General features: G+C 39.9%; 19 protein-coding genes and 1 pseudogene. 13 read left to right on the top strand and 7 right to left on the bottom strand.

The window, feature by feature from the left end; translation table 11 throughout:
* Positions 1–163: 163 nt before the first annotated feature.
* Positions 164–1,462 (bottom strand): M18 family aminopeptidase, encoded by a 1,299-nt coding sequence (locus tag OA91_RS21710; RefSeq protein WP_063339827.1) that lies wholly within the window; start codon positions 1,460–1,462, stop codon positions 164–166.
* A gap of 119 nt (positions 1,463–1,581) precedes the next feature.
* On the opposite strand from OA91_RS21710, the gene OA91_RS21705 reads away from it, so the two are divergent.
* The gene (locus tag OA91_RS21705) at positions 1,582–3,615 is read left to right on the top strand and encodes a carboxy terminal-processing peptidase (RefSeq protein ID WP_063339826.1); all 2,034 of its coding nucleotides are present in this window, start codon (positions 1,582–1,584) and stop codon (positions 3,613–3,615) included.
* A 59-nt stretch (positions 3,616–3,674) separates the two neighbouring features.
* Here the strand turns inward: OA91_RS21705 and OA91_RS21700 are convergent, their stop codons facing one another.
* Complete coding sequence (locus OA91_RS21700) at positions 3,675–3,884, bottom strand: DUF2788 domain-containing protein (RefSeq protein ID WP_046018776.1); 210 nt, start codon at positions 3,882–3,884, stop codon at positions 3,675–3,677.
* A 32-nt stretch (positions 3,885–3,916) separates the two neighbouring features.
* Between OA91_RS21700 and ybfE the strand changes: the two genes are divergently transcribed.
* The gene (gene ybfE / locus OA91_RS21695) at positions 3,917–4,246 is read left to right on the top strand and encodes a LexA regulated protein (RefSeq protein ID WP_063339825.1); all 330 of its coding nucleotides are present in this window, start codon (positions 3,917–3,919) and stop codon (positions 4,244–4,246) included.
* A 24-nt stretch (positions 4,247–4,270) separates the two neighbouring features.
* On the opposite strand, the gene OA91_RS24870 is transcribed toward ybfE, so the two are convergent.
* On the bottom strand, positions 4,271–4,573 hold the full coding sequence (locus OA91_RS24870; RefSeq protein WP_442919131.1) for a CZB domain-containing protein: 303 nt from the start codon (positions 4,571–4,573) through the stop codon (positions 4,271–4,273).
* 120 nt (positions 4,574–4,693) lie between these two features.
* A pseudogene (locus OA91_RS24865) lies at positions 4,694–5,044 on the bottom strand (methyl-accepting chemotaxis protein); the annotation flags it as partial.
* Positions 5,045–5,417: 373 nt separating this feature from the next.
* Between OA91_RS24865 and OA91_RS21685 the strand changes: the two are divergent.
* From OA91_RS21685 to OA91_RS21675, 3 genes are all read left to right on the top strand, one after another.
* Positions 5,418–5,996, top strand: a complete 579-nt coding sequence (locus OA91_RS21685) for a thymidine kinase (RefSeq protein ID WP_063339823.1) — start codon at positions 5,418–5,420, stop codon at positions 5,994–5,996.
* Positions 5,997–5,998: 2 nt separating this feature from the next.
* Positions 5,999–6,901, top strand: coding sequence for a recombination-associated protein RdgC (locus OA91_RS21680; RefSeq protein WP_046018779.1), 903 nt, complete (start codon positions 5,999–6,001; stop codon positions 6,899–6,901).
* Positions 6,902–7,122: 221 nt separating this feature from the next.
* Positions 7,123–8,289, top strand: a complete 1,167-nt coding sequence (locus OA91_RS21675) for a cation diffusion facilitator family transporter (RefSeq protein ID WP_063339822.1) — start codon at positions 7,123–7,125, stop codon at positions 8,287–8,289.
* A 56-nt stretch (positions 8,290–8,345) separates the two neighbouring features.
* Here OA91_RS21675 and OA91_RS21670 read toward each other — a convergent pair whose 3' ends face one another.
* On the bottom strand, positions 8,346–9,707 hold the full coding sequence (locus tag OA91_RS21670) for a DNA recombination protein RmuC (protein WP_063339821.1): 1,362 nt from the start codon (positions 9,705–9,707) through the stop codon (positions 8,346–8,348).
* Between the two features lie 62 nt (positions 9,708–9,769).
* On the opposite strand from OA91_RS21670, the gene OA91_RS21665 reads away from it, so the two are divergent.
* The 3 genes from OA91_RS21665 to OA91_RS21655 are packed head-to-tail and all read left to right on the top strand — an operon-like array spanning position 9,770 to position 13,847.
* A complete protein-coding gene (locus OA91_RS21665; protein WP_063339820.1) occupies positions 9,770–10,384 on the top strand; it encodes a YigZ family protein in 615 nt (204 codons plus the stop codon).
* A 5-nt stretch (positions 10,385–10,389) separates the two neighbouring features.
* Positions 10,390–13,209, top strand: a complete 2,820-nt coding sequence (gene rapA, locus OA91_RS21660; protein WP_063339819.1) for an RNA polymerase-associated protein RapA — start codon at positions 10,390–10,392, stop codon at positions 13,207–13,209.
* A gap of 5 nt (positions 13,210–13,214) precedes the next feature.
* Complete coding sequence (locus OA91_RS21655; protein WP_063339818.1) at positions 13,215–13,847, top strand: RluA family pseudouridine synthase; 633 nt, start codon at positions 13,215–13,217, stop codon at positions 13,845–13,847.
* 72 nt (positions 13,848–13,919) lie between these two features.
* On the opposite strand, the gene OA91_RS21650 is transcribed toward OA91_RS21655, so the two are convergent.
* Positions 13,920–15,620: a methyl-accepting chemotaxis protein gene (locus OA91_RS21650; RefSeq protein ID WP_063339817.1), complete on the bottom strand. Its 1,701-nt coding sequence runs from the start codon at positions 15,618–15,620 to the stop codon at positions 13,920–13,922.
* A gap of 301 nt (positions 15,621–15,921) precedes the next feature.
* On the opposite strand from OA91_RS21650, the gene OA91_RS21645 reads away from it, so the two are divergent.
* Positions 15,922–17,145, top strand: coding sequence for a hypothetical protein (locus OA91_RS21645; RefSeq protein WP_063339816.1), 1,224 nt, complete (start codon positions 15,922–15,924; stop codon positions 17,143–17,145).
* Positions 17,146–17,197: 52 nt separating this feature from the next.
* Here OA91_RS21645 and OA91_RS21640 read toward each other — a convergent pair whose 3' ends face one another.
* Complete coding sequence (locus OA91_RS21640; RefSeq protein WP_063339815.1) at positions 17,198–18,298, bottom strand: HD-GYP domain-containing protein; 1,101 nt, start codon at positions 18,296–18,298, stop codon at positions 17,198–17,200.
* 331 nt (positions 18,299–18,629) lie between these two features.
* Here OA91_RS21640 and miaB point away from each other — a divergent pair, with 331 nt between their 5' ends.
* The 4 genes from miaB to OA91_RS21620 are packed head-to-tail and all read left to right on the top strand — an operon-like array spanning position 18,630 to position 22,419.
* Positions 18,630–19,985, top strand: a complete 1,356-nt coding sequence (gene miaB, locus OA91_RS21635) for a tRNA (N6-isopentenyl adenosine(37)-C2)-methylthiotransferase MiaB (RefSeq protein ID WP_063339814.1) — start codon at positions 18,630–18,632, stop codon at positions 19,983–19,985.
* A 33-nt stretch (positions 19,986–20,018) separates the two neighbouring features.
* The gene (locus tag OA91_RS21630) at positions 20,019–21,071 is read left to right on the top strand and encodes a PhoH family protein (protein ID WP_046018788.1); all 1,053 of its coding nucleotides are present in this window, start codon (positions 20,019–20,021) and stop codon (positions 21,069–21,071) included.
* Between the two features lies 1 nt (position 21,072).
* Positions 21,073–21,537 carry an rRNA maturation RNase YbeY gene (ybeY, locus tag OA91_RS21625; protein ID WP_063339813.1) on the top strand — a complete coding sequence of 155 codons (465 nt, stop codon included), beginning with the start codon at positions 21,073–21,075 and terminating at the stop codon, positions 21,535–21,537.
* 12 nt (positions 21,538–21,549) lie between these two features.
* The gene (locus tag OA91_RS21620) at positions 21,550–22,419 is read left to right on the top strand and encodes an HlyC/CorC family transporter (protein ID WP_046018790.1); all 870 of its coding nucleotides are present in this window, start codon (positions 21,550–21,552) and stop codon (positions 22,417–22,419) included.
* Positions 22,420–22,423 lie beyond the last annotated feature (4 nt).

Here is a 22,423-nt window from a genome sequence, read left to right as displayed (position 1 = left end):
ATCTTTAGGAACAAGCTCGTCAATACAGACGAACTCAAGAGAAGACTGAGTTTGGGGGCGAGAATTAAGCATGGCTTATTATAAAAAATCCCCGCCTAGGTTGGCGAGGACTTTGTCAGCAGTCTGAGGGCGCATACAGCGCCCTTTTTATTTGCCCAGAAAGTTATTCACTAATCAGTGTCTCTAACTTTAAAAAGCGATTTAAAACACGATAAAGGCCAATGGCATCCTGACTGCCTGCAAGCTCTCGAATTGAGTGCATAGCAAAGGTAGGCAAGCCAATATCTAAAGTTGGTACACCCACTTCACCAGACGTAATTGGCCCAATCGTACTGCCGCACGCCATATCACTACGTACGACAAACGTTTGGACTTGATAGCCTTCAGCTGCTGCAAGTTTTTTATAAACAGCCGCTGTTTCACTGTTTGTGGCATACCTTTGATTAGAGTTCACCTTGATGACAGCACCCGAATTAATTAAAGGCGCATGCAACTTATCATGCTTAGCAGCATAGTTTGGGTGCAAAGCATGGGCATTATCAGCAGAAATCATCATAGATTGATTCATTGCTTGCACATAGTGAGCAGGCTCTGGGGACAGGCGTCGCAAGACATCTTCTAAGAAAGGTCCATTCGCCCCACTTGTTGAAAGACTACCGACTTCTTCATGGTCAGTACAAATTAACAGACTCGGTCTTTCATCACTGGCATCTAGCAAACTTGCCATACCAACAAAACAACTGAGTAAGTTATCTAATCGCGCCGAACAAATGAACTCCTGCTTCAAACCAACCAGTGCTGGTGCTTGGTGATCATAAAGGCTTAATTCAAAATCAAGAATTTTAGAAACATCTAGATCTGAATACTCTTTCTCTAGTTGCTGCTTAATCATTTCCTCAAGCTCAAATTGACTATCCCCCATTCCAAGGATAGGTAACAACTCTTCTTGCGGATTAACACTAAACCCTTCTACCACGCCACGGTTAAGATGTATTGCCAAGTTAGGAATAACAGCAATTGGGTCTTTAAAATCAATCAGACGACTTACAATATCACCATTAGACTGGCTAAAGCTTACACGTCCAGCGATAGACAAATCCCTATCCAGCCAAGTGTGTCTTAATACACCGCCATAAACCTCAACGCCTAACTGGTCATACCCATATCTATTGACGTGAGCATTTGGTTTAAGCTTCAAACAAGGGCTATCTGTATGTGCCCCCATCATGCGCCAGCCAGTTTTATGAAAATCAAGGCTTGGTGTAGTAAATGCAATAATGGAAGAAGCATTACGGCGCACAAAATAACGACCACCAGCTTGAATGCTCCAATCTTGATTTTCTTTTAGTTCAACAAAACCTTTTTCAACTAATGCTGTCTTCATACTAGTAGTTGCATGAAACGGAGTGGGTGATGCCTTTAAAAAAGATAACAATGAGGCATTAAAAGATTGATTTTCCATAACTTCCTTTGTACAAAATTAAGTAAATAATTAATAGTTTTGCGTAGATTAGCTGGCCATAAACGAATGAGTCTAATATGATTTCAACATGCGCCAGACTCAACTTTAAAGAGACAAATATGCCGAGAAAATATAAACGACTATTGTTAAGCCTTCTCACAGGGTGTGCGTTAGCGTCACCTTCACTTCAGGCTTTTGACGAACTTAAGCCACCAGCTGAGTATAAAAAAGTATCCATTCAGTTAGTCGAAATGTTAGAAGGCATTCACTATAACAAAACTCAAGTCGATGATCGAATTTCAAGCCTCGCATTTGATGCCTATATAGACTCTTTAGACCCGAGTAAAAGCTTTTTCCTAGCTGAAGATATCAAGCAGTTTGAGAAATACAGATATCGCTTTGATGACGCAATTACTTCTGGGGATGTTAGCGATGCGTTCGTCATATATAACATTTACTCACAAAGAGTTGAAACCAGACTAAATCAGGTTATTGAAGCTATGCCTAGCATGGTTGAAGGGTTTGATTTTGACAAAGAAGAGACCTTCAACGCAGACCCAGATCAAGCAGTTTGGGCAGAAACAGAACAAGAGCTACAAGAGACTTGGCGTAAGCGTATCAAGAACAGAGCACTTACCTTGCGCCTAAACAGCCAAGAAGAAGATAAAATTGAAACCTCTTTAACTCGTCGATATACCAACCAATTGCACCAAGTGGAGCAAACTAATTCAATTGATGTGTATCAAATTTTTGCTAACGCAATCACTGAAGCCTTTGACCCTCACACCAGTTACTTTGCCCCAAGAGCCTCTGAAACCTTCAGTATCAATATGAGCTTGTCGCTTGAAGGTATAGGCGCAGTACTACAACAAGAAGACGAATACACACAAGTTGTTAGGCTCGTTCCAGCAGGCCCAGCAGACAATCAGGGTGAACTTAAACCAAATGACAAGATTGTTGCTGTAGGCCAAGAAGGCGAAGAGATGATCGACGTTGTCGGCATGCGCCTAGATGATGTTGTCGATATGATACGTGGCGAAAGAGACACGAAAGTTTTATTAGAAATAATCCCTTCTAACAGTGATGGCCAAAGCAATAAGATCATTACGATAGTACGAAAAAAAGTAAAACTAGAAGATCAATCAGCCAAAAAAGAGATAGTCGAAGTCGAAAGAAATGGTGACACCTATAAAGTAGGCGTTATTCAGCTACCAACTTTCTATTCAGACTTCGCAGCAATTAAAGCTGGGGACCGTAATTACAAGAGCTCAACAAGAGACACTAAAAACCTCATAGAAGAACTAAGACAAGATGGTATTGACGCTCTAATTCTTGACCTTAGAAACAATGGTGGTGGCTCACTTCAAGAAGCGAATGCATTAACAGGCCTTTTCATTCCAGCAGGCCCTGTGGTTCAAATCCGTGATTCTGCAGGTCGAGTGAGCATCTTGGGTGATCAAGATAGAAGCGTAACCTACAGTGGCCCTATGGCTGTACTTATTAATAGAATGAGTGCATCAGCCTCTGAGATCGTAGCAGGTGCAATTCAAGACTATGGTAGAGGCCTTATTTTAGGCGGCCAATCCTTTGGTAAAGGCACAGTGCAAATACTGCAAGATCTTGATCAAGGTAAACTTAAAATCACTCAATCTAAGTTCTATCGTGTTTCTGGTGAAAGTACGCAGCATAAAGGTGTTATGCCTGATATCGCCTTTCCATCTATGCTAGATGAAAACAGCGTGGGAGAAAGCGCCTTAGATAACCCACTGCCTTGGGACAAAATCATGGAAACCCGTTATCCAGTGTATTGGGACATTCCAAACTTTTTACCTGAGTTGGAGCAACGCCATAATCAAAGGGTAGAAAAGAACCCTAACTTTATTGCCCTAAGTGAGCAGCTTGATCAGATAAAGGAACAATCAGATAGATTTAGCGCTATTTCATTAAATGAAACTAACAGAGTTGAGCAAAGGGAAGAAAGCGAAGAGACTCAGTTAAATAGAGAAAATACTCGCCGTGAAGCCCTAGGACTAGAACTCATCACATCATTAGACGATATCAATGATGAAGATGCAGAAGATATTTACTCTAAAGAAGCGTCTGAAATCTTGTTAGATTTTATCGGCATGAATCAACGCCAGCAAAATAAGTAATCATTAACATATGAAATGACTCGTACCTAAGTGACGGGTCATTTCTTGTTAAATCAGGGCTACAGCTTAACCCCTAAAATTAACTCTACTATCACGCCTTTCATCACAAACCCAAGAACGCCTAAGCCCAAACCACCAAGAATAACAAAAGTTCCTAGCTTTCCAGCATTGGATTTACGCGCTAAATCAACCATAATAAAGCCCATAAAAATCACAATGCCAGTTACACAAACTGTCAACATAATGGATTCTATTTCTTCTATTTCCATAACAATCTAACGACCTCAGATATTATATTCAAATGGCAAAATCTTCTTCAGACCGCAATACTATAGATTTATTTTCAAAAACACGAGGCCGACCTAAGACTCGTCCATTAACAAGAAAAGACCAATTAAAAACAAATAAACGAAATCAACGACTTAAAGAAAAACAACAGGGACTTAAACGCGTAGAAATTACACTTGAAAGCAATGTATTAGAAATGCTTGATCAATTATGTGAACTTGAAGGCATCAAAAGAGCCGAATGGATTGTACAGCAGGTTTCTCTTGCGCATTCAAAACCAAAAGCAAAGAAACAACTTAAAGTAACTCAAGAGCAAGCGGAAAACACAAAGCCCACCTCATAAATGAGATGGGCCTTAGTCAATAGCTTAAGATTCTAACTGAGTTAGTAAATCAACAACTCGGCGACTTGAAGCTTCCATCTTCGCAAGATGTTCAATACCTTTTTCTAGCTCCCCACCCTGCTTAGCTGTTACAGCAGCCAATCCATGTTGGTGGAAGTCTGCATGTACTTCACCTAACTGCTTAAAAGAATGGTTACCAGCAAACAAAGCACGCCCTTCACCCTCATACCACTGCCCTAAACGACATTGAGTATGATCAGCAAAGTCATGATGAGTGCTCAATGATTGCTCAACAAAATGACGATGAACATCAGCTTTCCAGACCATATGATCCATTTTTGCCGTATGTAGCATGCAATGAACACTCTGCTTATTCACGGTTGTTTGCGTATCTAATGCCTTATTGAAAACAGTCTTAACCCCTTTAAAGGTTTCGTCTGTACTTTCAACTAATTTATTACAACCAGATACCACAAGATTAATATGACCATCGGCAATACCAGTATTGCGTTCGATGGACTCAACTAATTGCGCAATTTCAGAACTTGCGTCACCAGCTTTTTGTGCCAAGGATCTTACTTCATCCGCTACCACAGCAAAACCACGACCTTGCTCACCCGCACGGGCAGCCTCAATCGCAGCATTTAAAGCAAGAAGGTTGGTTTGCTCAGAAATACCACTAATAATTCCAACAAATTGCGTAATGTTACTCGCAAGTGTCTTCAACTCAGTAACACTCTCATTACTTTCACGAGCACCGTCTTGAATACGTTTTATTTCAGTCTCAAGAGTTTGCATTGCTGCATTACTACTGTCAGCAAGTTCACTAAAATCAGCCAGATTTTCTTTCTCTTGGCTTAAATCCACCAAACTATTGGATAAAGATTCACGCATAGTATCAAAAGGAGACATAGCCTCTAAATACATAGATTCTAATGGTGACACCTTCCTACGGGTTAACAAGTCTTCTAACTCAGCAAGTGATTGCTGGTATTTACCTTGTAATTGATCAAGTTCTGTCGACAAACCGGCGCAATCTAACTGACTCGCTTCAAGTTTTGACTCTAATTCAGCAACTTGTTTCGCTTTTCCCCACATATAATCCCCTATCATGGTGTATTTGTTATACTCTGCAACCAAACTAAACTAACACTTTGATATATATAAACCTATGGCAAAATTGTATTTTTATTATTCGGCCATGAATGCCGGCAAATCGACCGTTTTATTACAGTCTGCACATAACTATAAAGAAAGAGGTATGACACCTTTACTATTTACTGCCGCCATTGATGATAGGGAAGCTATCGGTAAAATAGCCTCTCGTATAGGCATTGCAGCAGACGCTCAAACCTTCAAACCTGACACAGATTTACTGGAAGAAGTCCGCCAACTTGCAAATAAAAGTAAACTTGATTGCATTTTAATTGATGAGGCCCAGTTTTTAACTGAGGCTCAGGTTTATGCTTTATCTGAGGTGGTCGATAAACTTAAAATACCCGTTTTAGCTTTTGGCATTAGAACTGACTTTAAAGGCCAACTGTTTGAAGGCAGTAAAGCATTACTGGCTTGGTCCGATAAGTTAATTGAACTTAAAACTGTTTGCCATTGCGGAAGCAAGGCAACCATGGTGATACGTATTGACGGTGATGGTAACCCACTACGTGAGGGGGAACAGGTCGAGATTGGTGGCAATAGTCGTTACATTTCTGTTTGCCGTAAACATTTTAAAGAGGCGGTTGTAGATTAATTATGTGGTTTAAAAACGTACAGTTCTTTCAGTTAACAGATACAGACGCAATTGATACAAACGAGTTAATAGACAAGCTTGCTGATTTCCCCCTAAAAGAGTGTGGCAGTCAAGATGAATACTCTTTTGGCTGGATGCCTTTAATTCGAAATAGTGAGCAATGGTACCTTGCTAGCAACAAATGCCTTCTTATTAGAGCAGGCAAAGAAGAGAAGGTGCTACCTTCATCTGTCGTTAGGGAAGAGCTAGAAACCAAGATCTCCGAAATTGAATTAATGGAAGGTCGTAAAGTTGGTCGTAAAGAAAAATCAGACATTAAAGATGAGCTTGTTTTCACCCTAAGACCGAAAGCCTTTTCAAAACGCTCAGATATTTGGGCATACTTGGATATGGAAGCCAAGTTACTGGTAATCAATAGTACCAATGCGTCAATGACAGAGCTTCTATTCAAGCAACTTCAAACTACACTTGGCAGCTTCCCCATGGCACCACTCATGGCACAAGAGTCTCCAAGCGGCTTAATGAGTAACTGGCTATTAAAGAATGAGCTCCCTGCAAGCCTAAACACAGGTGAAGAATGTGAGATTCAAGATGGCTCTGAAGAGAAAGCAAGCATTCGCTTTAAAGCATTAGAGCCCCTATCTGAAGATGTTACTCGCCATATAGAACAAGGAATGCGAGTTAAAAGCCTAGCCTTGAAATGGACTGAAAAACTTAATTTCGTGCTTCATGACGACTTATCGTTACGTAAGATCAAGTTCGATGACACAATTAAAGAGCAAGCTTTTAATGATTCTCAAGGCGGCGGTCTTTCAGATTTAGATGCAAACTTTGCACTTATGTCTCTTGAACTGCGCCAGTTTTACGACTCTTACAAACTTTGGTTTGACATACAAGAGAAGTAACCAAGGACAAAGAGCTGAACTATACTCATATAGTTCAGCTCATAAATGAAAGTTCTTTGAATGAAGCACACAGCTGTTAGCTTTTCCACAGTTTAGGTGGATAAGTTGGGGAGAAATACAGGCAAGCTAGAGCAGCTCTAGCATCCCTCTTAATGCAAGCAATTTATAAATTTTTTTTTTACCTTCTTAACTCACCTTACCTTAAAAATTAATTAAATAAAATGAATAAAATCGAAACGGAACAAAGGCTTGCACAAAAAGTAACCTTATTAGGTGGTGCTATTGATGCCTTGTTAGGTCTCTTAAAAATTTTCGCAGCCAGTATTTCAGGTTCACAAGCCTTAATGGCAGATGGCATACACAGCCTATCAGATTTACTCACAGACTTAATGGTACTTGTTAGCTTCAAAATTTCTCGCCAATCACCCGATAAAAACCATCAATTTGGCCATCTTAGGTTTGAGTCTTTAGGTAATCTGCTACTTGGCTTCATCCTATTATTAGTAGCTGTTGGCATAGGTTTAGACTCAGCCCTAAGAGATAGTGCCGCACAAATCACTTGGCTAGGCGTCGGCACTCTGATTACCACCATCATTTGCAAAGAAGGCATTTTCTTTTACACAAAAAAAGCGGGCGATAAAATACAGAGCCAATTACTCATTACTAATGCTTGGCATAGCCGCACTGACTCACTTTCTTCATTCATTGTATTAGTGAGTATGCTAGGTACTTATTTAGGCCATGCTTGGCTAGATAAAATTGCAGCCATTATTATTGCATTACTTATTTCTAAGATCGCTATTACCACCATTTGGAAAACACTGGCCGAGCTGATAGATACAGCACCAAACAAAGAAACAATGCATAGCATTATTGAATGTGCGAAGAGTATAGAACCACTTGCTGTGCCAAGTAATATCAGAGCAAGAACCATGGCGGGTAAAGTCTATTTGGATATGCGTTTAGAAGTGAATAAACATATTAGTGCTAGTGAAGGCCATTATTTAGGAGAACTAGTATCAAGCAAAATTCGCCAACATAATACAAAGGTTGAAGACATTCTTATTCACATAGATTTAAGCTCTTTAGCGAATGATGAAACAATCAAACAAACCATTGCCAAGTTGCCTGCGAGAAATCAAATACTCGCAGATTTGGGCTTCCTTATGCGGTCTCATAAGCACTATATCGACTTAACTAAGGTTAAACTCGACTACCTAGATTCAGGCCTTGAAATAAGCTTAATAGCCTATGCAAAATCTCTTAGAGAAAATGAATCCATGGAACGGGCCACTGCTGGTGTCGAGATGGATAGCATGAATATTCGTTATGCTAAATCAGTAAACTTGCTTTGGAACATTCAGGATAAGCTCTCAAGCAATGATTAAGTGAATAGCAGGTACTTAGAACACAATTAAGAGCTAAGCAGATTCCTTATAGCATCTCATTCAAGTTTATTGTCACCTATCACTAAACTTGCCTGAGACTCTTCAAGGTGCGAGTCAGGGAGCTGTTTATTGGTTTTCGCTCCCATCACCTTTAATTGCTGAGCTCGAACTACCAAGTTACCTCGTCCAGAGTTAAGCTTATTCATGGCATTATCATAACCTTTCCTTGCCATATCTAAACGATTACCAACATCATCCATATCTTGAACAAAGCCAACAAATTTATCGTACATAGCACCTGCTTGCTTAGCAATTTCGACCGCATTTTGGCTTTGTTTTTCATTTCGCCAAATGTTCTGAATAGTTCTTAAGGTTGCCAATAAGTTCGACGGCCCAACCACAATAATATTTTTATCAAAGGCATCACTAAACACATCAGCATCCGCTTGTATTGCCAATAGATAAGCTGCTTCGATGGGAATAAACAGGAGTACAAAGTCCAAGCTCTTTACTCCAGGCAAGGTTTCATATGCCTTAGCACTTAAGTCTTTAATATGACGTTTGATAGATTCAAGGTGCTGTTTTAACGCCTTTTGCTTTTCTTCTTCTGTTTGAGCTTCTACATAGGCAAGATAGCTAATAAGTACCATCTTAGAGTCTATAATAATTTGCTTACCTTCAGGTAAGTTTACAATCACATCAGGCTGAAGACGCCTTCCAGATTCAGTTGTGGCAGACACCTGCACTAGGTACTCCCTTCCCTTTTCTAACCCTGAACGTTCCAATACACGCTCAAGAATAACTTCTCCCCAACCGCCTTGTATTTTATTTTGACCTTTTAGAGCTTGCGTTAACCCTGCCGCATCATCACTAATTCTTTGATTCAGTTGCTGCAGATTTTTAATCTCACGAACTAAGGAAAAACGCTCTTTTGCTTCAGCCTGATAACTCTGTTCAACCTTTTCCTGAAAATGTTTAATTTGGCTGCCTAATGGGTTCAGTAAAGAACCTAACTGCTTTTCATTTTCAGATAACATTCTAGTTTGCTGTTGCTGCATTATGTCTTGCGCCAACTGTTTAAACTCTACTTCCATCTGACGTTTTTGCGATTGAAACAAGGTATCTTTTTCTTGCCAAACTGTTTGCGCCGCAGCGAATTGCTGCTCTAGGATCAGCGCTTCTTTTTCCATTGAGTGAATTAGCTCGGCCTGATGTAACAACTTTCGATCAAGTTCTTGATTTACTCCCACCTGCTTTAGTAATTCTTGTTCACTTTTTTCTTTCTCAAGCTGCCACTTACGCCGCATTGAATGTACAATAGCGAAAAAAAGCACGATGCAAAGAATGACCCCAACAAAAAAGCCTGTCATCGCCAAAGAAAAAGGCTCGATCATGTTTGCAACTTGATCATTATTCATTTACTTGCCACCTGCTAAAATCTTATACAAATCAATCATCAAAACTAATTTTTCAAGTGTACATGGATTATTTCTTAAGCCCAACTGAGCCTCAGCGTTTTGATCTTATTATCAAAAAAAGTCAATTTATCACTCAGGTATGCCGTACCAAAGGGAGAGCAGAGGCTAAAGCATTTATACAAAGCGTCAAAGAAACCTTTCCAGATGCCAACCACCATTGTTCAGCATTTATCGCAGGCCACCCAGACAATGTACATTTATGGGATCAAAGCGATGATGGTGAGCCAAAAGGAACGGCAGGAAAGCCCATGTTAAACGTATTACAACACTCAGATTTTGGCGAAACCTGTGTCGTTGTTACGCGTTATTTTGGTGGTATCAAACTCGGAGCTGGAGGATTAGTTCGCGCCTACAGCCAAGCGGTACAAGAAGCGCTAACAAACACCCAAACTCAACAAATTTTTCCAAGGGATAATATACAGCTAAAAATATCCTACGCTTTATTAGGCAAGGTAGAGTATTGGTTAGAACAAAGTGATATTGATGTCATTAATAAACACTTTGATACAGACATTATTTTTGATTTAGCTGTCATACCTAACTCTTGGATAGAACAGAAAGCTACCTTGACGAATTTATGTCAAGGCAGTTTGACCCTTACAAATCTGGATGAATAATTAATATGTACCAAACTGGACAAAGATGGAGTAGCCGTAACGAACCTGATCTAGGTGTCGGCATGATAGTAGAGTTAGAATCCAAATCATTCACTGTGCATTTTGCAGAGTCAGAAATTGATCGACACTACTCTGTATCCCAAACTAGCCTTGTCAGACGCACTTTGACAGAAGGTGATGAGCTTTACTTTCAAGATGAAGCGTTTGTTATTGAAGATGTAAGAGAGATTGACGGCCTTGTTGAATATTTTATTGGTGATGATTGGATAGAGGAATCTATCATTCAATTCCCACGCAATGATAAAAATGAAATCGATGCCTTACTATCATTATCCCCTGCTAAACGCATGTGGTTTGACCTTCGCCATCAAACATTAAATCATCAGTCTAAACTAGCAAGTTCTGAAGTTAGGGGCTTAATGGGGTTGAAAGCAGAGCTGCTTCCTCACCAGATTTATCTCGCTCATGATATTGCAAACCGCCCTAAAGCAAGAGCTCTATTGTGTGACGAAGTGGGTATGGGTAAAACCTTAGAAGCGGGCTTGATCCTTCACCATAGAATGCTGAACGGTCTATGTAAACGCGCACTCATCCTAACTCCAACTAATTTACAGCATCAGTGGTTAGTTGAGATGTTACGCCGCTTCCATCAGCATTTTTCATTAATTAATGAAGCCGCTTACGAAGAAAGCTGGGATGAAGACGCTAACTTATTCGAAGAACAACCTCTTGTCATTGCTCCTATTGATTGGGTGGCAGGTAATGGGAAAGCCGCTCAGCAAATGTTAAGCGCTGATTGGGACATGGTAATTATCGATGAGGCACATCACTTAAGCTGGAGCCCTGAAGCGCCAAGCAATGGTTATCAGCTCGCAGCAGCCCTAGCCGCTAAGTCAGAGTCTTTATTGCTGTTAAGTGCTACACCAGAGCAAACAGGTGAAGAAGAACATTTCTCTCGTCTACAGTTGCTAGATCCAGAAAGCTACCATAGTTTCTCGCAGTATCAGGAGCAGCAAGCAGATTTTAAACAAGCCGCTCTTCTTGCTGAGCAACTTTTGCCTTTAACTCAAGGCAAAGAGCCAGAAACAAGTCCTGATTGGGACAAATGGTTTGCACCTTATTTAAAAGAAGTCAGTTCAAAAGAGTGGTTCCAGTCTTTAAATGAAAAAGATCAAGCGACATTTGAGACCGCTGTGCAAGATGCCATTAGTTGGCTTATTGATCGCCATGGAACTGGCCGTGAGGTTTTCCGTAATACACGTGCGGCAATTGGTGGCTTCCCAGACAGAATACTTAATCATTACCCTTTGGCAGCAAACCCAGCACATAGTTATAGCCAAGACTCAGTCTTTCCACAAAATAGCTTAGAACAAGCTAAATGGGGCGAAGATCCTCGTTGGGAATGGTTAAAAGAGTTTTTAGAGTGCCAAGCCGATAAAGTTTTAGTTATTTGCCATAGTTCAGACATGGCTCAATGGCTGAGTGAACAACTCACTTTTGCAGGCTTTCAAAGTGCAGATTTCCACGAACAAATGCCACTTATTCACAGAGATAGGGCAGCAGCTTACTTTGCAGATCCAGAAGGCGCGCAAGTACTCGTGTGCTCTGAAATAGGCAGTGAAGGTCGTAACTTCCAGTTCAGCCATAATTTGGTTATGTATGATCTACCTGAACACCCAGACTTATTAGAGCAACGCATTGGTCGTCTGGATCGACTTGGCCAAACCCAAGATGTCAAAATCCATGTGCCTTATATAGAAGGCACAGTGCAAGAAAGGCTTTATCAATGGTATCACCTTGCCTTGAATGCTTTCTGTCATACGACACCTTGTGGCGACAAAGTTAATCACACTTTTAAAGACAACTTAGCCAGTTTCTTACAAGGTAATGACGATGACGACACCTTAATTTCTGAAGCTAAAGCTTACCACCAAGCGCTATTACTTCAGCTCGATCAAGGACGAAATCGCCTGCTCGAAATGACGTCTTGTCGCCCAGAAAGAGCAAAAGAACTGATCGATAATATAGAAGAGAACGCATCAGCAGGCTTAGATGAATATATCGAAAAAGTGACCCATGCATTCAACATCCATACTGACCGCATTGAAAAAGAAGGAGATGAAAGCGAATGGTTCATCCGCCCTTCTACCGATATGATGTTAGAAGCATTGCCAGGCATTGAAGAAGAAGGCAAAACCTTAGTCTTAAATCGCCGTAAAGCAAGCCAGAGAGAAGATGTTGCTTTTGCCACATGGGAACACCCATTAATTTCTATGTTGATGGATGAAGTCCATACTTTTGACTCAAGCAAACTGACAGCCTCAACTATGCCTATTGCAGCCTTACCTGAAGGCACAGTCCTAATAGAAAGCCTGTTTGTGATTGAAGCAAGTGCGCACCCTCGTTTGAAATTGAGCCAGTCTTTACCTATGACACCTATTTGGCAACTATCAGATGCTAACGGTAAATTTTTACATAATCAGTTCACTCCAGAAAAGTGGGCAGATCGTCTAAAAAGTGTACCTAATCGCGTTGCTGAACAATGGGTGGCTGCATTACGTAAAGATCTAATTGAGCTATTACAAAACCACCAACTAAATGCTCATGAACAAGCAAGACCAATCATTTCGCAAGCTAAGCAAGAGTACCAAAGAAAGTGGCAAGGCGAACTTGATCGTTTGATCGAACTGCAAAAGCAAAACAATCAAATCAAAGATGATGAGCTTGAGCGCCTAGAAAACAATTTACAAGAAGGTTTGAGTCGTATTGATGATTGCCAGATTCGCCTAGATGCGATACGCATTATTTTGACAACAAAACCTTAGTAAATATGCCTGCAAACGAGATGCTCAATATTCTCTATGAAGATGAATGGTTCGCTGTTATTAATAAGCCAGCGAACTTTTTGTCTGTTCCTGGACGCGGGGTAGAAAAACAAGACAGTATTACGCATAGGGCTTTTACTCTATTTGGAGAAGCCCATGCGGTACACCGTCTTGACTATGCTACTTCTGGTCTAATTATTGTGGCAAAAACCTTGGAATGCCATAAACGTTTATCTGAACACTTTCGTGAAAGACGTGTTCAGAAAGAATATCGAGCCGTTTTAAGAGGCCCGGTTCTAGCTAAAGAAGGCACTATCTCTAAACCACTTATTTGTGATTGGCCTAATCGCCCAAGGCAAATGGTACATAGAGAGTGGGGGAAAACAGCAACAACTCACTGGAAGCTAATTAATCGGGACAGAAGAAATAGTCGAGTCGCCCTTTTTCCTATCACAGGAAGGTCACATCAACTAAGAGTACATATGCAGAGTATGAACCACCCTATTTTAGGTGATGAATTTTATGATGACATGTGCTCAAAAGCGGATGAACGCCTTCACCTTCACGCTTATCGCCTTGAGTTTAGCCATCCTTTCACCACAGCTTGGCTTAAATTTATCGCGGTTTGCCCTTTTTAAGTTTTCTCTTTTTAATCGACCTATCAAATAAGGCACTTATTAACATTAATAAGTACCTTATTTAGTTTAGTTTTAATCGTCTGATAGCCCTTTTAATTGTTGATTCACAGACTTAACCGCATCAGCAATTTTATCTACTGAGGTTAATAATTGCTCAGTATCATGGGTGTTGTTTTCCGCGACATCCACAATGTTACTAATATTACGGTTTATCTCGTCACTTATCCTAGTTTGCTCTTCTGCCGCCGCTGCTATCTGACTATTAAGGTCATAAATACTTTTTGTTGATTGAGCAATACTCTCAATCATAGCATTTGTTTCATCCGCATTTTCTAAACTTGAATTTAAACTTTGATTCCCTCTTACTATGGTAGTTACCGCTTCTTTCGCTCCATCCTGGAGTCGTGTGATCATTGTCTGTATTTCTTCAGTAGACGCTTGAGTACGGCTTGCTAGAGTTCTTACCTCATCTGCTACCACTGCAAAACCACGCCCTTGCTCTCCTGCCCTAGCAGCTTCTATTGCTGCATTAAGTGCTAATAAATTAGTTTGTTCAGCAATACCCCGAATCACATCTAGCACTCCACCTATATTTTGACTATCAGCCTCAAGTTTGGTGACAACATCAGCAGACAATTGCATTTCTTTCGACAATGCCTGAACCGCTTGCATATTCGAGACGACTACTTGCTTACCCTTTTCTGCGTCAATTTGCGTTTGTTGCGCACTCTGGGACGCACTAGACGTTAACTCCGCAACTTGCTGGGCGGTAGCCGTCATTTCATTCATAGCAGTTGCAACTAAGTCCGTTTCTTCTTGTTGCCTTAATATTCCTTGTTGTGAGCGCTCTGCAACACCCGCTAAAGATTTTGAGGTGTTTACAAGTCCTCCAACTTGGCTGGCAACCACATTTAAAGAAGCTTCCATTTTCTCCATAAAACTATTAAACGCGGTAGAGATTGCGCCAAGTTCATCATTAACAGAAACATCAAGCCTTTGTGATAGGTTACCTTTCCCGTCTGCTATTCCTTGTAAAGCTTGGCTGACACTGTTTAGTCTGACAGTAACCAAACGCTTAAAGGTAAACATAAGTGCTAATAAAGAGACAATAAGAGTAATCACTAAGAAACTAACTAGGTTTAGATTGAGTGCATTGCCTGCCGCTATCTGTTCATCTATTGGGATTTGAACTTCAAGTACGCCTCTAACATCCCCTAGCTTCCAACCAACTTTAGGTGTATCAGGATGTGAGTTATGACAGTTAACGCAGCCTTGCTGAGTCATGGTGTCGGCTAGAGCAACACGAACAACCTCACGTCCATCAATTGTTTCGACCCGACTAACTGTCGCTTTTGGATCATCATTGAGCTTAGACCAAGCCTGAGACCCAAACTCATCAAGTTGACGATTTTTACGGTTTGGGAAAGGAAATTGGCTATATAACTTTAGTGTCATACCTTGTTTTGAAAATTCTTCGCTAAGGTCGTGTATAAAGGTGGCAGGTAAAGGGATTTGATTAGCATTAGACTTGTGTTCAAAGTGCGGTTTCATATCAGACCCAGCTAGCACCTTCTTAACAACATTATTGGTATAGTAACCTCGAATGGTCTTATATTGTTGCACCGTGCTAATAGCAGAAGGTAACGCACTATCTTCGACATTTTCCCGCATAGCAGAAGAAAAGTAAGTTACTAGCACCACTCCCATTATGATAAATATCAGAATAACGGGAACAAACAACTTAACTAGAATACTCTTTGTATATACTTGCATAGCCACATCTTTTTACATCCATTTACTAAAAATAGAAGAAAAAATTAAGGTCAAGGCACTTGCTGGCTAATTTTATGTAATTTAATGAAACTCTCTTAAAACAATTTTTTATAACTTCTTCACGGGACATTTAAAAGCTTATACATTTAAAGCTAGGGTTAAAATCTATCTTGATTAAAGCCTTTATCGGCATTAACTTATAAGCACTAGAAATAATCAAATATCTTTTTAATCATTTGTCTCAGAGTGTTAACCTTTACTAAATCAACCAAGAATAAAATGTCTTTTTTAGGGATATGATATGAACAAATTTCAAAAATGTGCATTAGTCATTGTAACTGGTGCCGCCTTAACTGCATGTGGAAGCTCAAGCACTAAACCTGCAGAAGTTGCTGGCAGTATTTCGCCTGTGGATGAAAGCGTTCAGGCAGAAAGCATTTATAATTCAGCCAAAGCTGACTATGAGCTTTGGTTAGGCAAGATGAAGGAAATTGAACCGCTAGAGCTATATTCAAAAAGCATTTACAAAGAAACATTAAGCTCTTGGGCTAAAGCGGTTGATGTTTATGAAGATTTTGCTGATGACCCAGCTAAAGCAGTAAAAGATTACTCTATTTTTTCATCTGGCACTTATGCAGAAGAGTACAACGAAAAATTAGCTATCGTAAAAGTCAATCATGCCAAGCTACTTGACTTAAAAGACAAGGCAGACACTATTCTGGCCGATTCAATTGATCAGATGGAATACCTTGATAGCATTGAAGCGGAAAAACATTTCAAACAAAATTACCGTACCGTTAAAAATGCCTATGTTGCCTTATTTGCCTATGTTGCAGATAACGATATTGGTGATGCTCAAAACAAACAGGCAGCATTTTTAAATACAGCAAAAAAACTCGAATTAAGAGTCGTTCTTAAAGTAAACATTGAACCATTAGAAAAAGAAGCGGCTCAACTTAAGAAAAGTGGCATAGCAACACTCGCCCCTATTAGCTATAACAAGGTAACAGCAGAATTGACCTTGGCGACCAGCGAAGTAGAAAATAATGCACGTAACCAAGATGTTATTCTTGCTGCGACTAAAAAAGTGAAGTTTGAAATTGATCACACGACACAAGTAGCCAATGAAGTTCAGCGTTTAAGATCTACTTCTAACCTTAAGTTTGAAGCGGTTGCTCTGGAAGTTGAAAACCGTTTACTTGAAATATCTAAAGCAATCGATGGATCAGACTTTAGAGACAAACCTGTACGTGTTCAGAAAGACATGATTGTCGACCTGATTGAAGAGCTAACCAATACAGATAATGCGACACGACTTGAAAATGAAGTTGCCAGTTTAAAAGCAAAGCTTGAAGCTAGCCAAAACAAGCTTAGCCAAGAGGAAACATCTCTAGCTGAAGCAAACAAACAGCAGGAAGTACTCAGAGAAAGAATCGAGTCTTTACAACAACAGCTTACTTTAAAGCAGTCTTTGGTTGATAAGTTAACTCAAGATTTAGCTGATCAAGAAGCTTTACCGCAATAATTCTGCACTTTTAAAAAGCCAGTATGTGCAAACTGCTGGCTTTTTTTCATACCTACCTATTTTTGGCAACTAACACTTTTCTAATCGTTTGATTAAACACATCAATAAAATGAGGCGGAAATTGCTTCCCACTCTCGAAGTTAATTTTTTGTACTGCCTTCATAGCGCTCGATTTATATTCATTGCCCGAAGCACCCCAAACAAGATCAATGAATTTAACCGCCATAGACAAAACAAAAGCACCTGGTGGAATTAAAGATCCAACTAAGGCTTCTGGAAACCCCGTCCCATCAAAACGCTCTTCATGACTTTTAACAATCACTACAGCCTCCTCCCACCCTGGATGCTTACTTAAAAGTTTGGCTCCAACAATGGGATGGTTTTTTTCTGCTGCTATTCTCGCTTGCTCATCATCACGGGCTTTTAACACCAAGGCTCTCCCCATACCATGCATATAAGCAGCGGCGCTTAATTGAGCTGCATCAACAGGGTTAGCTAAATCGTTATTGATCAAGAGACACAATTTCACGATTCGTTCACCTCTTTCAGGAGAGTAACCTAATAATCTATTTAGCTTGGCTGACAAAGCTTTAAACTGCTCAATGTCGCTACTTTGTTCAGTTGTAAATTCAACTTTTACTAATAGGGCATCCTTATCCTCATCTTTAGTATCTTGACTCTCTTCCGCTGTCAAAAGTGACAATATTTCTTCTGCTTTACTCCCCCTTAAAGCATCATCTTCTAAATCATATAACTCGGTCAGCTTTTCTCTCATTAAAGTTAATTGATTATCTTCAACGACATGAGAGTTAAAAAGCTCTAGCAGGATTTCGCCAACCTCTTCAATGACAGTATTCGTTAACTCACCCAAGGAAACGGTATAAGCAATGTACCTTCCTCGCATTCCATCAACGATTTCTTCTAACTTATGAAGCACCTCCACAAGTGGGTCAAGAAAACATACTGAGCAATTACCCTTCATGCTATGCAGTGATCGAAATAGCGTATCTAACTTATCAAACGCAAACCCCTGATCCTCAATATCATTGATAATTTCCTCAATTTCTAACTGAGCCTCCTTATAACATTCAACCAAATCTTTCTTTAGTTCATGATCTAAAGAAGAAAAGTTTTTGCAAACTACTTGCCCCATAATAGATCCACCATTCAAATAAAATGAGAAAGCTGATACCTATAATCCTATTCTTATATTTCAAGACTAGATCTTAATGTGTAGTTTTTCTTGTTTTTACACGACTAAAAGGCGAATCCAAAACACATAATAATTTAAATCATCATATAAATAGCCAATTTATAAGGAGTTCAAGCTAGCGCCCCTAATGAAGACCCACTTCATAAATATTAAGAAAAACACAATGTTTAGTATTCTAGTCTAGGTTTCTAAAGCAAAGCTCCATATAATGTCGACCAAGTCTAACTGACACCTTTTTATCTAGATTAATTACGCGGTTCTTAACATCACAATGGCAAAAAAACTTTTCATCCAGACCCATGGGTGCCAAATGAATGAATATGATTCATCTCGTATGGCAGATTTACTTGGCGATAGTCACGAAATGGAGCTTACAGATAATGCAGAAGAAGCAGATGTGCTTCTTTTAAACACCTGTTCTATTCGAGAAAAAGCACAAGATAAGGTTTACCATCAACTTGGTCGCTGGAAAAAGCTAAAAGATAAGAATCCAGATTTAAAGATTGGCGTTGGTGGTTGTGTTGCCAGCCAAGAAGGTGACTCAATCCGTAAAAGAGCCAAACATGTTGATATGATTTTTGGCCCACAAACTTTACACAAATTACCAGAAATGGTTGATGCTGCGGCGAATTCCATCCCTATTACGGATGTCACTTTTCCTGAAATTGAAAAGTTTGACCACCTTCCAGCACCAAAGGTTGAGGGCGCTGAAGCATTTGTATCTATTATGGAAGGCTGTAGTAAATACTGTACTTTCTGCGTTGTACCTTACACACGTGGCGAAGAAGTAAGCAGACCTTTCACAGATATACTTGTTGAAGTGATGCAGCTGGCAGAACAAGGTGTTCGTGAAATCCACCTACTTGGCCAAAATGTAAACGCCTATAGAGGTACAGACGCAGATGGTATAGAGTCTGATCTTGCAGATGTTATCAGTGCAATTGCTCAAATTGACGGAGTAGAGCGTATTCGATTTACAACATCTCACCCGGTTGAGTTTACTGACAGCTTAATAGAAGCGTTTAGAAACATTCCAAAACTAGTCAGCCACTTGCACTTGCCTGTTCAAAGCGGTGCTGACAACATTCTAAAAGCAATGAAACGCGGTCATGACAGACAATCTTATATCGATAAAATTAATCGTATTAAAGAAGCGCGCCCTGGGATTAGCTTATCGTCAGACTTTATTATTGGCTTCCCAGGCGAAACTGATGAAGACTTTATTGATACCATGAATCTGATTCAAGAAATCGGGTTTGACCACTCCTTTAGCTTTATTTACAGCCAAAGACCAGGCACTCCAGCATCTGATTTAGAAGATAACATTTCTGAAGACGTGAAAAAGCAGCGCCTAGCGATACTTCAACGTCGTATCAAACAGCATGCCTACGACTATAGCCAAGCTATGATAGGCACAACCCAACGTATTCTTGTCAGTGGCTATTCGCCCAGAGACCCAGGACAAATGCAAGGTAGAACTGAAAACAACCGAATTGTTAACTTCTCGGCTGTTGAACCTCAGCTTGTTGGTAAATTTGCAGACGTTATTATCACTAACGCTTATCCTAATTCTTTATTAGGTGAGTTGATCAGCTCTGAACTAGAATTAGAGTTTGAACTAGCTTAATTTTTAACATTCATTTTCGTTTTAAGGTAACTCTTGGACACACTAGCAACCCTACATACAAGACTGCAGCCTGCACAAGCTGCAGCACTCGCTAACCTTTGTGGTCAACTTGATAGTAATTTAAAGCTTATCGAAGAAAGACTTGAAGTAGAGATAGGTTATCGTGGAGAGCTTTTTACCATCACAGGGGCTGATAAAAAGGCTTTATCAAGCTGTAAAACCTTGCTTGAGAATTTGTACCGTGAAGCATTGGTTGAAGCCGATTTAAGCCCGCAAATGATTCATTTGTTTTTACAAGAATCTGCGGTAGAAGCTTTATCGTCAAAAGACAGCACACCTGAATTCCAAACAATTAAAACACGTAAACTACATGTAAAGGCAAAAGGTCGTAACCAACAGGGCTATGTGAAGCAAATTCGCCAGAATGATATTAATTTTGGCATTGGCCCTGCTGGTACAGGTAAAACCTATCTAGCAGTAGCTTGCGCAGTAGAAGCATTAGAAAGCGATAGAGTCGAACGAATTATGTTGGTTCGTCCTGCCGTAGAAGCAGGTGAAAAACTAGGCTTTTTGCCGGGTGATCTAACCCAGAAAATCGACCCTTATTTACGCCCTCTCTATGACGCCTTGTATGAAATGCTCGGCTTTGAACTAGTTGATAAGCTTATTGAGAAAAATGTTATTGAAATTGCACCCTTAGCCTTCATGCGTGGTCGAACACTGAATAATGCATTTATCATTCTTGATGAATCTCAAAATACGACAAGAGAACAAATGAAGATGTTTTTGACTCGTATAGGCTTTGGTTCAACCGCGGTTATTACTGGTGATAGAACTCAGGTTGATCTACCAAGAGGCACCTCGTCTGGACTAGCTCATGCCATGCACGTCTTGGATAATGTCAAAGGCATTAGCATGACTCAATTTAGTTCAATGGATGTTGTCAGACACCCACTTGTACAACGCATTGTTGAAGCTTATGATGCCTTTGATGAAGAGCAAGAAAAAGAGCGCGAAGCAAAAAAAGCAGCCAATATCAAAGCTCAACAAGAAAAAGCAGAAATGCTAAATGCAGACAGTGAATAAGATGACAAACCTAGATCTCGATTTACAACTTGCAAGTGAGAACACTGATAACCTACCCAGTGAACAAGACTTTGCAAACTGGATTGCACCAGCACTTCCTCAAAACGGTACTGTTTTCGAATTAACAGTGCGTATTGTTGATGAAGAAGAAAGCCAACAGCTTAACCATCAATATAGAGGAAAAGACAAGTCAACCAATGTATTGTCTTTTCCTTTTGATGTGCCCGAAGGAATAGAAATCCCACTTTTGGGTGATCTCATCATTTGCAAGCAGGTTGTTGAACTTGAAGCAAAAGATCAAAATAAAACCTTATTTCATCATTGGGCACATATGGTAATTCATGGTACCTTGCATTTACTTGGTTATGACCATATAAATGAAGATGATGCGCAAGAAATGGAAAGCTTAGAAATAAGCATACTAGCGCAATTAAACATTCCTAATCCCTATCTGATAAATGAGTGAGATCAGACTACTATGAGCGAAGACCGATCGAGTCCCTCAAACGATCAACAGCCAAAATCATGGTTTGAGCGCCTAAGTCAGGCTTTTAATGATGAACCAAAAAGTAGAGAAGATATTATCAATCTACTGGAAGCTTCTGTTCAATCAGAAGTTATCGACAAGGATGCATTCACAATTATCGAAGGCGCACTTGAGGTATCCGAGGTTCAAGTAAGAGACATAATGATCCCCCCTTCTCAGATGGTGGTAGTCAAGTCAGATGATGACCCAAAAACAACCTTGAGAAAAATCATTGAATCATCACACTCGCGTTTTCCTGTTGTGGGTGAAGATTCCGATGAAATATTAGGTGTATTACTAGCAAAAGATTTACTTCCTCTTCTTTTTAATGAAGGTGAAGTCACTAATGAAGACTTCTTAGAAAGATTAAGAGAAGCTAACTTTATTCCTGAAAGTAAACGCTTAAATGTACTGTTAAATGAGTTTCGTACCAAGCGCTATCACATGGCGATTGTATTAGATGAATATGGCAGTGTTTCTGGTTTAGTGACAATCGAAGATGTTCTAGAACAGATTGTTGGTGAAATCGAAGATGAAACTGACAAGTTAGAAAATGAAGATGTGCAAAAGCTTGAGTCTCCGGGCACATACCATGTACCTGCCCTTTATGCGGTTGAAGATTTTAACCAGTACTTTAAAACACAATTCAGTGAAGAAGAGTTTGATACTATTGGCGGCATTATAGTTCAGCAGTTTGGTCATGTACCAAGTCGTGGAGAGGAAATCGCAATTGACGATATTAACTTCACAGTTGTGAAATCAGATGGTCGTCGTGTGAAAACGTTACAGGTGACTTTTCCTGAAGCTGAAGATTTTGCCTAATTAA

It is taken from the genome of Marinomonas sp. SBI8L (assembly GCF_001624705.1).
Classification (GTDB): Bacteria; Pseudomonadota; Gammaproteobacteria; order Pseudomonadales; family Marinomonadaceae; genus Marinomonas.
The sequence above is the reverse complement of the archived record's forward strand: the minus strand, read 5'-3'. Positions and strand labels throughout refer to the sequence as shown.